At 54.7% G+C, this 12268-nt stretch carries 13 protein-coding genes; 1 reads left to right on the forward strand and 12 read right to left on the reverse strand.

Features of this window, described 5'->3' with window-relative positions:
- Positions 1–43: 43 nt before the first annotated feature.
- Complete coding sequence (dapG, locus tag D7M11_RS00400) at positions 44–1261, reverse strand: aspartate kinase (RefSeq protein WP_120745173.1); 1218 nt, start codon at positions 1259–1261, stop codon at positions 44–46.
- 46 nt (positions 1262–1307) lie between these two features.
- Here dapG and D7M11_RS36835 point away from each other — a divergent pair, with 46 nt between their 5' ends.
- Positions 1308–1478 carry a hypothetical protein gene (locus tag D7M11_RS36835; protein ID WP_193556069.1) on the forward strand — a complete coding sequence of 57 codons (171 nt, stop codon included), beginning with the start codon at positions 1308–1310 and terminating at the stop codon, positions 1476–1478.
- Between the two features lie 61 nt (positions 1479–1539).
- Here D7M11_RS36835 and D7M11_RS00405 read toward each other — a convergent pair whose 3' ends face one another.
- The 11 genes from D7M11_RS00405 to rbfA form a co-directional block, all read right to left on the reverse strand.
- Complete coding sequence (locus D7M11_RS00405) at positions 1540–2142, reverse strand: dipicolinate synthase subunit B (protein WP_120745174.1); 603 nt, start codon at positions 2140–2142, stop codon at positions 1540–1542.
- A complete protein-coding gene (gene dpsA, locus D7M11_RS00410; RefSeq protein WP_120745175.1) occupies positions 2139–3038 on the reverse strand; it encodes a dipicolinate synthase subunit DpsA in 900 nt (299 codons plus the stop codon). Before dpsA ends, D7M11_RS00405 begins: the two co-directional genes overlap by 4 nt.
- 164 nt (positions 3039–3202) lie before the next feature.
- The gene (gene dut / locus D7M11_RS00415) at positions 3203–3649 is read right to left on the reverse strand and encodes a dUTP diphosphatase (RefSeq protein WP_120745176.1); all 447 of its coding nucleotides are present in this window, start codon (positions 3647–3649) and stop codon (positions 3203–3205) included.
- Positions 3633–4892: a M16 family metallopeptidase gene (locus D7M11_RS00420; protein ID WP_120745177.1), complete on the reverse strand. Its 1260-nt coding sequence runs from the start codon at positions 4890–4892 to the stop codon at positions 3633–3635. Before D7M11_RS00420 ends, dut begins: the two co-directional genes overlap by 17 nt.
- Before the next feature lie 122 nt (positions 4893–5014).
- Positions 5015–6031 carry a polysaccharide deacetylase family protein gene (locus D7M11_RS00425; RefSeq protein ID WP_120745699.1) on the reverse strand — a complete coding sequence of 339 codons (1017 nt, stop codon included), beginning with the start codon at positions 6029–6031 and terminating at the stop codon, positions 5015–5017.
- A gap of 167 nt (positions 6032–6198) precedes the next feature.
- Positions 6199–8304, reverse strand: a complete 2106-nt coding sequence (locus D7M11_RS00430; RefSeq protein ID WP_120745178.1) for a polyribonucleotide nucleotidyltransferase — start codon at positions 8302–8304, stop codon at positions 6199–6201.
- Between the two features lie 205 nt (positions 8305–8509).
- The gene (rpsO, locus tag D7M11_RS00435) at positions 8510–8779 is read right to left on the reverse strand and encodes a 30S ribosomal protein S15 (protein ID WP_120745179.1); all 270 of its coding nucleotides are present in this window, start codon (positions 8777–8779) and stop codon (positions 8510–8512) included.
- Between the two features lie 200 nt (positions 8780–8979).
- A complete protein-coding gene (locus tag D7M11_RS00440) occupies positions 8980–9957 on the reverse strand; it encodes a bifunctional riboflavin kinase/FAD synthetase (RefSeq protein ID WP_120745180.1) in 978 nt (325 codons plus the stop codon).
- Between the two features lie 15 nt (positions 9958–9972).
- On the reverse strand, positions 9973–10911 hold the full coding sequence (gene truB / locus D7M11_RS00445) for a tRNA pseudouridine(55) synthase TruB (RefSeq protein ID WP_120745181.1): 939 nt from the start codon (positions 10909–10911) through the stop codon (positions 9973–9975).
- Positions 10908–11906, reverse strand: a complete 999-nt coding sequence (locus tag D7M11_RS00450) for a DHH family phosphoesterase (RefSeq protein WP_120745182.1) — start codon at positions 11904–11906, stop codon at positions 10908–10910. The genes truB and D7M11_RS00450 overlap by 4 nt, the downstream gene beginning before the upstream one ends.
- On the reverse strand, positions 11903–12262 hold the full coding sequence (rbfA, locus tag D7M11_RS00455; RefSeq protein WP_120745183.1) for a 30S ribosome-binding factor RbfA: 360 nt from the start codon (positions 12260–12262) through the stop codon (positions 11903–11905). The genes D7M11_RS00450 and rbfA overlap by 4 nt, the downstream gene beginning before the upstream one ends.
- Between the last annotated feature and the right edge of the window lie 6 nt (positions 12263–12268).

Genomic DNA, 12268 nt, shown 5'->3' on the forward strand with positions numbered 1-12268 from the left:
AGTTCCTCCTTAACGTTTGGCGAAGCCGCATGCCCCGCAGCGATTATTTATCCAGTTGAAATGAATGATGAAGCGCCTGAATCGCCCGGCTCGCGTCTGCTTCCTTAACAAGCACCCATATGGTCGCGTTCGAATCGGCCGACTGCAGGATCGGGATGTCCCGCTGCGTCAGCGCCTCGACGATGCTCGCCATAATACCCGGTACACCGTTCATCCCGCCGCCGATAATCGAAACTTTGGCGCAGCCGGTCACAAACTCCGGAAGGCAGCCCATGCTTCGCAAAATCGCCAGCGCCCGTTCGGATTCGTCGTTGAATACGGTATAACAAACTCCCGATACGTTGACATTAATAAAATCGACGCTGATCTGATTGGCGGCCATCGCTTTAAACACATTCAAGGACAAATCGTATTGTCCTTCCTGCGCGGCTACTTTGATTTGCGTGATCGGAGCGACATGGGCGATGCTCGTGACGAAGCGGTCATGAAGCATCCGTTCGGAGCGTTCCGAGTCGTCCGCCTTGGTAACAAGCGTCCCCGGATCATCTGTGAAAGTCGAGCGCACCCGCACCGGAATCCCCGCTTCCATGGCGATTTCTACCGCTCTCGGGTGTATTACCTTAGCTCCTTGGTAAGCCATGTTGCATATTTCCGCATACGTGACCCGCTCGATGGGCTTGGCCTTGTCTACAATTTTCGGATCGGCGGTAAATACCCCGCTCACATCGGTGAAAATGTCGACATATTCCGCCCGAAGCGCCGCGCCGAGTGCCGTCGCCGTCGTATCGCTGCCTCCCCGGCCCAGCGTCGTCACATCGCCGTGAGCCGTTTCGCCCTGGAAGCCGGGAACGATCACAACCTTCCCCTCGGACAATGCCTGTACGACGCGGGAAGGTTGAATGGATTCGATGCGAGCGTCGCCGTACCGCTCGTTCGTCCGGATGCCGGCTTGAGCGCCGGTCAGTATAATGGCTGGAATGCTCTCGGCTTCGAGCAGACTGCACAAGACGGCGGCTGAGATTAGCTCCCCGCAGTGCAGTAAAATATCTTTCTCTCTTGCAGGAATGCAGTTGCCGTTCAGACGAATGAGCTCAAGCAATGAATCGGTGGCGTAAGGCTCTCCTTTTCTGCCCATTGCGGAAACGACTACGACAAGCTGGTACGATTCGGCCAAAGCGCGTTTCATATGACCGATGGCATGAGATCTGGCCCGGGAGTCGGAGAGGGAAGTGCCGCCGAACTTCTGCACGAGAGTACGCATAGTCTTCCCTCCAAGCCGGATAAGCGATGCCGTTTACGCTGCTCGGGTGGCGAAATACCGGACGACGGCGACGTGCCGCTGGAAAAAACCGGATGACGGCATGCAAATGTACCCCATTCGCCATAAACCGACTCGGGACGTCCGCAAACAACCGGTATTCGCACGCAAGCAGCTGTGTCAACAAAGCGAATCGTCATCCAGCATGTTATTCCATTAAATAACAAAAACCGTTTCCGTACACGTACAGCTTTTACAGAAAACGTCCGAAGACGATGCGGTCAGGATATAAAATCTTGAAATCTCTCAATAAGCAGCGGTTGAAGCTGCTTCCCTTCAAGCGCCGAAGCACACGCATCCATGATGAGCTCCATTCGGGCCACCAGCGAATTCGGCTTTTGGGCCGGATTATCCTGACCAAACGGAACGAAGTAAATATGTTTGGCTACTAGCAGCTTGGCGATATTCGCGGCGTTCAGACCTAAGCCGTCGTTCGTGGAAATGGCAAGCACCAAAGGTCTCTGGTTCCGCATCTGCGCCTTGGCCGCCATCAGTACGGCACTGTCGGTCATCGCATTCGCCAGTCGGCTTGTCGTATTGCCCGTACACGGCGCAATCAGCATCACATCCAGCAATTTAGACGGTCCCAGCGGTTCCGCATCGACGATGGAAGAAATGATATCATTGCCTGTTATTTGCTTTAACTGCTGCTGCCAGCTTGCCGATGTGCCGAACCGGGTATCCGTCGTCATAAGCGTCTGCGAAGCGATCGGAATGACCCTTGCTCCCGCGTCCACGAAGCGCTGAATATGCGGCATCGTTTCTTCAAATGTACAATGAGAACCGGTCAAGGCAAAGCCGACCGTCTTCCCCGTCCAATTCATGGCGCATTCCTCCCGGTAGTAACGTCATCCAAGATCAACTGGCTTATCGTATTCGCGAGAATGCGGCCAGCTGTTTTCGGAGCGACGATTCCGGGAAGTCCTGGCGCAAGAATGGCCTTCACGCCCCGCTTTTCCGCAAACCGGAAATCGGTGCCGCCGGGTTTCGACGCAAGGTCGATAATGACGGCGCGATGAGGCATACTGGCAATAATTTGCGCTGTGACTATCATAGTCGGAATCGTATTAAAAAGCAAGTCGATACTCGTCACCTGATGGGCCAGATCGGCCAAGTAAAACGGCGTAAATCCCATCTCCCACGCTCTTGCAAAATGCTCCGGCTTGCGGACGCCGACAAGCACTTTGGCCCCAAGTCCCTGAAGCGTCCGCGCCATCGTCATGCCGGTTCTCCCTAGGCCGAGAACCATGCTGGTCGAGCCGTGGATCGTAATATCCGTATTTTGAATGGCCATCATAAGCGCGCCTTCTGCCGTCGGTATCGAATTGTAGATCGCTACGTCATCCCGATCGAGCAGTTCGACCAGCTTGGTGTTATGCTCCGAGACCAGCTTCTTCAAATACGGCTTCGCCATTCCGGTGTATATTTTGGCATGTGACGGCAGAGCGGCAATATGTTCGTCGCGGATCGTCATGTCGGTTGTCGAGAAGATCGATTCCACGACGCCATTGTCATCCGTGCCGACAACCGGCAAAATGACGGCATCCGCTTTTTCCAGCACCTGGGGGGATAACGACACTTTCGTAACGCCGCTATATGCATATTGCAAATTGTCGAACCCGATCAGGGTGACGGTCGCGTCCAGTTCCGAAAATTTCTGGATCACTTCCAATTGACGGGCGTCTCCGCCAATCAGCGTTATTTGAATGCCGGTCAGCATGTTTACACCCCTTTCCTTCTTCGAGTATACGACATCTTATGCGGGTAAGGCGGGATGGGTTACTGCCCAAGACGAGCTATGCCGATCAGAAAACAAAAGACAAAAAAAATCGCCTTCCTTCCATTAGAAGAAGGTGGCGATTTTAATCGTTTTACTCGCTGCCATTACCGGCCGGTATGACCGAAACCTCCCGCGCCTCGTACCGTCTCGTCCAGGTCGTTCACTTGTTCGAGCGAAACTTGCGGGACTAATTGAAACACCATTTGGGCGATCCGTTCGTTGCGGTCGATCGTAAAAGGCGACTGCCCCAGATTGATCAGCAGCACTTTGATCTCTCCGCGATAATCGGCATCAATCGTGCCGGGCGAATTGAGGCACGTAATCCCGTGTTTCAGTGCGAGTCCGCTGCGAGGGCGTATTTGCGCCTCGAGCTGCTCCGGCATCGCCAGCGCGACACCGGTCGGTATGAGCGATCGCTCGCCGGGCTGAAGCGTTACCGGTTCGGTAACGGCCGCGTACAAGTCGAAGCCGCTTGCCAGCGCGGACATTTTTTGCGGGATATGAACATCTTCGTTGCCGGGAAGCTGCTTAAGTTTAACTTGGTATAACAAGAGAGTCCCTCCTGAAAGTTTGAATCGCTTTGTCCGATTTGCCGACCATGGCCAGCGCGAACGGCTGCGCGAACAACCGATTGATCAGTGCCCGGATATCGTCCTGCGTTACGGAATCGATCATGTTCAGTATTTCGTCCAGCGAATGATGCGCGCCGAGCATCAGTTCGTTTTTGCCGAGCCGGTTCATGCGGCTGCTCGTACTCTCGAGGCTGAGGATGAAGCTGCCCTTGAGCTGCTCCTTCCCTTTGCGCAGCTCCTCTTCGGTCAGTCCGCGACCTGCGATGTCTTGCAGCACATCCATCGTAACTTTCAGAACTTCGTCCGTCTGCTTCGGCGCCGTCCCCATGTAGATCGTGAACTCGCCGCTGTCCGCATGCGCCGTATGATACGAATAAACGGAGTATGCTAGTCCCCGCTTCTCGCGGATTTCCTGGAACAGATAGGAGCTCATCCCGCCGCCGATCAGATTGTTAAGCAGAATCATCGGGTACAGCATCGGGTCGTGCAGCGAGCAGCCGGGAAGCGACAAACATATATGATTTTGCTCCGTTTTTTTCTCGTGAAACAACACATTGCCGCCGAAAACGGGAGCGGCCAGCTTGCTGCTTGCCCCCATATTGCGGAACGACCCGAAGTGCCGGTCCATCAAATCGTAGATGCCCTCATCGATATTCCCGGCCAGCGAAATCACCGTGTTCGGTATCGAGTAACGATCCTGCATATAGTGCCGCAGCGTCTCCGGACGCATCGCGCGCAAGTTCGCTTCCGTGCCTAAAATCGTGTAAGCAAGCGGATGATCGCTATAAGCGGCTTTCGCTATCAAGTCGTGCACCAGATCGTCGGGCGTATCGTCATACATCGATATTTCTTCGAGGATGACATTGCGTTCTTTGTCCAGCTCCGCTTCATCCATCTTCGAGTTGAAGAACATATCCGACAATACGTCTACGGCAAGCGGCAGATGGGTATCCAGCACTTTGGCATAGTAGCATGTATACTCTTTAGCCGTAAAGGCGTTGACATTGCCGCCGATCCCGTCGAATATTTCGGCGATATCCTGTGCCGAATAGCGGTCCGTCCCTTTGAACAGCATATGTTCGATAAAATGCGAAATGCCGTTGTTCGCGGGTCCTTCGTTTCGCGAACCGGTCTTGATCCAAATTCCGAACGATACGGAGCGGTAGGTCGGTATCGGCTCCGATATGATGCGGAGTCCGTTGCTAAGCGTCTGCTTGATCAATATGAGGCTCCCCCTTATTATGAGAACGTATAAGAATCGACTGCTGCATCATGAGCCTGAACAGGTTAGCGCAGGTGGACGACATTTCGGTCTTTCGTTCTCACATGATAGTAACAAAAAACTTACTCCGTCTCAACCTTTGGTACCCGGTTCGGAGAGATCAGCTCGGATACGGTGCCAAGAACAAGGCCCTTTTCTTTGATCACCCGTATCATGTCTTCCAATGCCCCGGACGAAGATTCGGTCGGATGCATCAAAATCATGGAGCCGGGCTCCACGCGTGTGGCGATTTTTCGTACGATCGCTTCCGGCGCCGGCTTTTTCCAATCTACGGTGTCAACGGTCCACAGGATCGTCTTCAGCTTCAGCTCATGCGCAACCTTGACGGTCAAGCTGCTGAAATCCCCGGAGGGAGGCGCAAACAGCGTATTGTCGACACCGAGCTTTTCTTTGAGCAGCGTCTGCGTGCGCTCGATTTCTTTTATCGTTTCTTCTCGGCCGAGACCGCTCATATTTTTATGCGAATAGGCGTGATTGGACAGCTCGTGACCTTTTTCCTGAATCATTTTGGCTGTATCAATGTTTTTGCTCAGCCAGGAGCCGTCGAAGAAAAAGGTGGCGCGAACCCCTTCCTTCTCCAGTACACTCAGCATTGGCGGGAGAAATTCGTTCCCCCAAGCGACATTAATCATAAGCGCGGCCATCGGTTTGTGCGGATTGCCTTTATAGATCGGCTCGGCGCCTAGATCCTCCAAGCGGACACTTGGGGCAACTTCCCTATAAACAAAAGGAATGCCCGTATCCGTCCCGCGCTGCATCGCTAGCCTCATCGTCTCTTCGACGTTCACCTCGATGCCGTTGTAGCCGGGAATCGCTTTCCATACTCGGTCTATCTTTGCGTCGATCGGAGCTTCCCTTCGTTTTGCCGCCTCTTCCTGAATGGCAAGATGAAGCTGCTCCTCGTCCGGTTTGATCGAAGCCGTCTTCGAGTCCGCCTCGGACGCCTCGATATGACGATAAGCCGTTCCCGGGTTTGAGTCCAGCGATTGCACATAAGCGGCCAAATCCCCGGAGGAGAGCACCCCCCAAGTCGCGAGACTGAAAATACCGCCGATAACGAGCATTTTAACTCTTATCATGGTTTTCATAACCCCATCCCTAAGTTTGTACCATAATTATGAGGGACAGCCCTTGGTTATGTCCATGATTTTCCTGCTGCCCTGTGCCGTCAGCTTTCTTTTTTTAATAAAAAAAGAGACAGACTGCTCTGGCTCTTTGTTTTACAATATGCGATTTGTAGGGCTAATCAGCCTTGCGTCGGCACTTGAGGCGGCGCAAGCGTAGCTTTGCGGGACAAATTCACCCGGCCCTGATTGTCGATCTCGGTTACTTTAACCGTTATTTGATCGCCGATTTTGAGAATGTCCTCCACCTTCGCTACCCGCTCGTTCGAGATTTGCGAAATATGCACGAGACCGTCCTTACCCGGCAAGATCTCGACGAAAGCGCCGAATTTCTCGATCCGTCTGACGGTACCCAAATACGTTTCGCCAACGACAACCTCGCGGACGATCCCTTCGATGATCGATTTCGCCTTCTCATTCATCTCGGCGTTGGACGATGCGATAAAGACGGTGCCGTCCTGCTCGATATCGATTTTTACGCCGGTTTCTTCGATGATCTTGTTGATGATTTTGCCGCCGGCTCCGATAACTTCGCGAATTTTGTCCGGATTGATGTGCATGATGATAATTTTCGGCGCGTACGGCGACAGCGCTTGTCGCGGCTGATCGATCGCTTCCATCATTTTGCCCAAAATGAACATCCGGCCTTCCTTCGCCTGCTCCAGCGCTTCGGTCAAGATCGAACGATCGATGCCGTCGATTTTGATATCCATCTGGATAGCGGTTACGCCTGCAGACGTTCCGGCCACTTTGAAGTCCATATCGCCGAGATGATCTTCCATCCCTTGAATGTCGGTCAACACGGAGAAATGAGCCCCGTCCTTAATAAGCCCCATCGCTACGCCTGCAACTGGCGCTTTAATCGGCACCCCTGCGTCCATCATCGCCAGCGTACTTGCGCAAATGCTGGCTTGCGAAGTTGAACCGTTCGACTCCAGCACCTCGGATACGAGACGAATCGTGTACGGGAATTCCGATTCCGGCGGAATCACTTTCGACAATGCCCGTTCGCCGAGCGCGCCATGTCCGATTTCGCGGCGTCCTGGTGCGCGAAGCGGTCTGGCTTCGCCTACGCTGAACGGCGGGAAGTTGTAATGGTGCATGAACCGTTTCGTTTCTTCCAGGTCGAGCCCGTCCAAAATTTGCACGTCGCCCAGCGCTCCGAGCGTACAAATGCTGAGTGCCTGCGTCTGACCGCGGGTGAACAAACCGGAACCGTGCGTGCGGGGCAAAATGGCGGTATCGCACTCGATCGGGCGAATCTCGCTCAATCCGCGGCCGTCCGGGCGCACCTTGTCATGCGTAATCAGGCGGCGCACTTCTTCCTTGACGATGTCGTACAGCACTTCCTTGACATCCGCCAGCTTCTCCGGCGTTTCCGCATACACCTGTACGAAATGGTCAACGGTTTCGCCATTGATCGCATCAATCGCTTCTTGGCGGGCGTGCTTCTCCGGGATACGGATCGCTTCCACGAGACGCGCGCTTGCAAAGGCGCGGACATCGGCGTTCACGTCTGCATTTACCGCATGCAGCTTGACTTCCATCTTCGGCTTGCCGGCTTCGGCGACGAATTTCTCGATCAGCGCCACCGTCTTCTTGATTTCTTCATGGCCGAACATAATCGCTTGCAAAATGTCTTCTTCCGGTACTTCGTTCGCTTCCGCTTCCACCATCATGATCGCGTCTTTCGTACCGCCGACCACGACGTACATATCGCTCTTGTCTTCTTGCTCGTGGGTCGGATTAATGATGAATTGTCCATCGATGCGTCCGACCACGACGCCACCGATCGGCCCGCTAAACGGAACGTCGGAAATAGCCAGCGCCGCCGATGTTCCGATCATCGCCGCGATTTCCGGGGAGCAGTTTTGATCGACGCTCATCACCATCGAGACGATCTGCACATCGTTGCGGAAGCCCTCCGGAAACAGCGGACGAATCGTCCGGTCCGTCAAACGTCCGGCAAGGATCGCTTTCTCGCTCGGTCGGCCTTCCCGTTTAATGAATCCGCCCGGAATTTTGCCTACGGCATACAAGCGTTCTTCGTAGTTAACGGTAAGCGGGAAAAAATCCAAATCCTTTGGCTCGCTGGAAGCGGTAACGGTACACAATACGACCGTCTCCCCATATCGTACCAGCACGGCGCCGTTGGCCTGCTTAGCCAAACGTCCGGTTTCGAATTCCAAAGGACGTCCGCCAAGCTCCATGCTTACTTTGGTTGTCATGTAATCCCCTCCTGCTCTTATGTATGATCTGCTAGCGACTCTTTTTAATTCTGCATACCAACCAGTATTTCCTTCTTGTCAAAGAAAATTCCCTCTTTGACGGGGAATGTGGCGGTAACTAGCCCTTGCAATCGGTTAAACGGCCAGAAAAAAACAACCGGCCGGCATAAAGCCGACAAGGTTGTTTTTCGTTCGCGTGTTTACATTATCTGCGAAGTCCAAGACGTTCGATCAAAGCGCTGTAGCGGCTAACATCATTATTTTTCAAGTATGCGAGCAGCTTACGACGTTGACCGACCATTTTGAGCAATCCGCGGCGCGAATGATGATCCTTCTTGTGCACACGCAGATGGTTTGTCAAGTTTACGATGTTTTCCGTAAGGATAGCGATTTGCACTTCCGGAGATCCCGTGTCGGATTCATGCTTCTTGTAATCCTGGATCAGCTGGTTTTTGCGTTCTTGAGTCAGTGCCATCCCTTTCACCTCCCTGTTCGTCTTATAATCGCCGTTAGCCCAGAAGAAGACGGTGAGATCTAGCGACCGAGCTAAGGTTCGCTTGCCGCAGGCTAGTAGCCCGGGCAACGGAATATAGTATAGCATAAGCCGGGACACAAAGTAAATGTCCGATGACGTAAAACTACCGGACCGCCGTGATGGCCACCGTTCCGCCGCCGTTACCCGTTCGCGAGCCCTGTTCCCGCATCTGCCGTCCGGTATCCCGACAGCTCCTTCGCCGTCACGACGTCCCGGCCGATTTGCGCGACCAGTTCGTCTATGGAAGCAAACTTTTGCTCCGGGCGAATGTAGGCGATCAGTTCGACTGCAACTCGCTCGCCGTAAATCGACGAATGAAAATCGAACAGATGCGCTTCCAGCGACCGGTGAGCCGGGTTACCGTCAAATGTCGGCTTCGTCCCGATGTTCATGACGCCTTCATAGTGGCCGCCGCCCACTTCGAGCCGAACGGCGTAAACCCCATTCGCCGGCACGACGTACAGTTCATCCAGCTCGATATTGGCCGTCGGGAACCCGATCTGCCGTCCTCTGGCTGCACCGTGCACGACTGTGCCTGACATGCGATAGTAGCGTCCCAGAAGCTGCGACACTTTGCCCACGTCGCCGCACTCCAGCAAGCCGCGAATCAAGGTGCTGCTTACTTTCTCGTCATCCATACGATAGGGGCGGATGACTTCGACGGCGAACCGGCCTGCGGCCAGCTCGCACAGCGAGTCCGCATCCCCCGCTCCCTTGTGGCCGAAGCGGTAATCGAAGCCGACGACAACCGTGTTGACCCGGAGCGGCACAAGCACCTCGTCGACGAACTGGGACGGGCTGATCTGCGAAAAAGGCAGGTCGAAGCCGACAACGTAAGCGACATCGATGCCCGCCTGCTCGAACAAAGCGAGCTTTTCCTTCAGCGGCGTAATGTGCCTCACGTATTTGTCCTGCCCCAGCACCTCCCGGGGATGCGGGTGAAAGGTCATAATCGCGGCCGGAAGATGCAGCTTCCTTGCCGTCTCGACCGCTCTCCGGACGACCTCGCGGTGTCCGAGATGCAGCCCGTCAAAATCACCGATCGCCAGCACTTGCCCGCTCTGAGGCAAGCCCGGCGCCGGGAACGTAAACGGATAATTCATCGTTATCGCTTGCATATCCATTCTCACCTGCTAATCGGCGTCCGGCCGTGATAAGCTTTGCGCAAACACTTTCTCGGGACGCAGCATGCCCCCGGCACGATCAAGCCGGAACAGTCCGATAAACCGTTCCTGCGGATCGTATACCCGAAACAACTCTCCCGCTCCTGTGTCGGCATCTTTCGGCAGCGGCACGGTTTTTCCTTGCATAGCGGCAACCGCTTCCTGTACGGATACGGTGCATAGAGGCAAATGTGCGGCGACCCGGTCTCCCGGCATAACCGACGCAGCCAAACGGCCGCTGCGGTGCAACTCCTCGATTTGCTCCAAGGTTAAGCACATATCCAGCCCGATCGAACCGGAACGGCTGCGAACCAGTTTGGTCATAACAGCGGGAAAACCTAACGCTAGGCCGATATCCACGCACAACGTCCGGATGTAAGTGCCTTTCGAGCACAGGACGCGAAACCGGATCGTCGGGTAGTCCGCCGCCAAATCAAGCTGCAGCAGCTCGATTTCGTAGATGTCGACCTTGCGTGCCTTTCTCTCGACCTCTTTGCCTTCTCTGGCCAGCTCGTACAGCTTTTTACCGCCGATTTTGACGGCGGAATACATGGGCGGCACTTGCTCGATCGTGCCTACGAAGGAAGAGATCGTCCTGCGCAATTCGGCTTCGTTTATATGAACTTGTCCCGGAGGCAGCCTCTTGATCGTCTCTCCGGTCCAATCCTCGGTATCCGTGCTGTAGCCGAATGTGAGTTCAGCCTCATACTCTTTTGGCAGCTCCTGGATATACTCGACAAAACGGGTCGCTTTGCCGAGACAAAGCGGCAGTACGCCTGTAACCCCCGGATCGAGCGTTCCGGTGTGACCGATCCGCTTCAATCCGACGATGCGCCGCACTTTGGCCACAACGTCATGGGAGGTGAACCCGGCCGGTTTGTTGACCGGCAATACGCCATCGTAACTCATAGCAAAAATTGCCCTACTTCCTCTACGACCCGCTTCACAATATCGTCCAGCTCGCCTGAAAGCGTGCAGCCGGAAGCCCGGACATGCCCGCCGCCGCCGAACGATTTGGCGATGGCGGCGACATCCACGTTTCCGTTCGAGCGAAAGCTCACCTTAACCGTGCCCTCGTCCGTCTGCTTGAACAGCAGCCCGACTTCGACGCCTTCGATATTGCGCGGGTACATGATGAGCCCGTCCATATCTTCTCTATCTGCTTCCGTCGTCTTCATCATCTCGGAAGAGACGGTCATCCAGCTGATTTTGCGATCGCAAGCGAACGATAGCGTGCCTAACGCCAGCTTCAGAACGGAGATATGGGAAAATGTAATTTTCTCCAGCAGCCGTTCGGCAAGCTGATGCCCGTTCACCCCGGCCTCCAGCATCTCGGATGCGATCCGCATCACTCGCGGCGATGTATTCGAGAAGCGAAATCCCCCGGTATCGGTAAGCAAGCCGCTATAGATCGCAGTTGCCAGCTCGAGCTGAATAGGCAGCTTCATTTCGTGCGCCAGTTCATACAACAGTTCTACTGTCGCAGCCGCATCCGCGCGAATCAACTGCACATCGCCGAAATAGTCGTTGGACGCGTGGTGGTCGATATTTAAAACGGCCGCCTCGTCCGCGAACAGCTGCTTTACCCGTCCAACTCGGGTCTCGTCGCCGCAATCTACGCAAATGACGTTCGGAAAGCGCCGGTCGGGCGTTTCCTCGTCCATGGAGGCAAGCCGGTCAAATCCCCACAAATAAGCGAATTTGTCCGGCATATTGCCCTCATTAATCATCGCATACCGCTTGCCGAGCTGATGCAGCAGCCAGCCAACCGCGACGGTCGAGCTGGCGGCATCGCCGTCGGGGTTCACGTGGGCGACTACGAGAAAATCGTCGTTCGCCTCGATGAACGCCCGCGCGGCAGCCAGTTGTTCGGGATACGAACGGGCCCGGAAAAGCTCCGTCATACGTTCGGATTCCCGTCTTCCTGAATTTTGTGCAGCAATTGGTCGATCCGGCTGCCGTATTCGATGGAGCTGTCGATCTGGAATTGCAGCTCGGGCGTGATCCGGAGCCGGATCCGTTTGCCGAGCTCCGAGCGGATAAATCCGGTCGCTTTGGCAATCGCTTTGAGCGACTCTTCTTTCTGCTGCTCGGTGCCCAGAACGCTCAGGAATACTTTAGCTTGGGAAAGATCGTTCGTCACGTCGACTCCGGTTACCGTAATGAAGCCTACGCGGGGATCTTTCAGCTCCGCCTGCAAAATTTGACTTAATTCTTTTTTGATTTGCTCGCCGACGCGGCCTACGCGAACTTTAGCCATCCGTCA

Source organism: Paenibacillus ginsengarvi (genome assembly GCF_003626695.1).
GTDB classification, from domain to species: Bacteria; Bacillota; Bacilli; order Paenibacillales; family NBRC-103111; genus Paenibacillus_AB; species Paenibacillus_AB ginsengarvi.

Excerpts from the sequence above, each read along its gene's own strand:
- dapG (WP_120745173.1), bottom strand. The coding sequence starts at position 1,261 with ATGCGTACTCTCGTGCAGAAGTTCGGCGGCACTTCCCTCTCCGACTCC.
- D7M11_RS00405 (WP_120745174.1), bottom strand. The coding sequence starts at position 2,142 with ATGAATTGGACGGGGAAGACGGTCGGCTTTGCCTTGACCGGTTCTCAT.
- dpsA (WP_120745175.1), bottom strand. The coding sequence starts at position 3,038 with ATGCTGACCGGCATTCAAATAACGCTGATTGGCGGAGACGCCCGTCAA.
- D7M11_RS00425 (WP_120745699.1), bottom strand. The coding sequence starts at position 6,031 with ATGATAAGAGTTAAAATGCTCGTTATCGGCGGTATTTTCAGTCTCGCG.
- D7M11_RS00430 (WP_120745178.1), bottom strand. The coding sequence starts at position 8,304 with ATGACAACCAAAGTAAGCATGGAGCTTGGCGGACGTCCTTTGGAATTC.
- rpsO (WP_120745179.1), bottom strand. The coding sequence starts at position 8,779 with ATGGCACTGACTCAAGAACGCAAAAACCAGCTGATCCAGGATTACAAG.
- D7M11_RS00440 (WP_120745180.1), bottom strand. The coding sequence starts at position 9,957 with ATGCAAGCGATAACGATGAATTATCCGTTTACGTTCCCGGCGCCGGGC.
- truB (WP_120745181.1), bottom strand. The coding sequence starts at position 10,911 with ATGAGTTACGATGGCGTATTGCCGGTCAACAAACCGGCCGGGTTCACC.
- D7M11_RS00450 (WP_120745182.1), bottom strand. The coding sequence starts at position 11,906 with ATGACGGAGCTTTTCCGGGCCCGTTCGTATCCCGAACAACTGGCTGCC.
- rbfA (WP_120745183.1), bottom strand. The coding sequence starts at position 12,262 with ATGGCTAAAGTTCGCGTAGGCCGCGTCGGCGAGCAAATCAAAAAAGAA.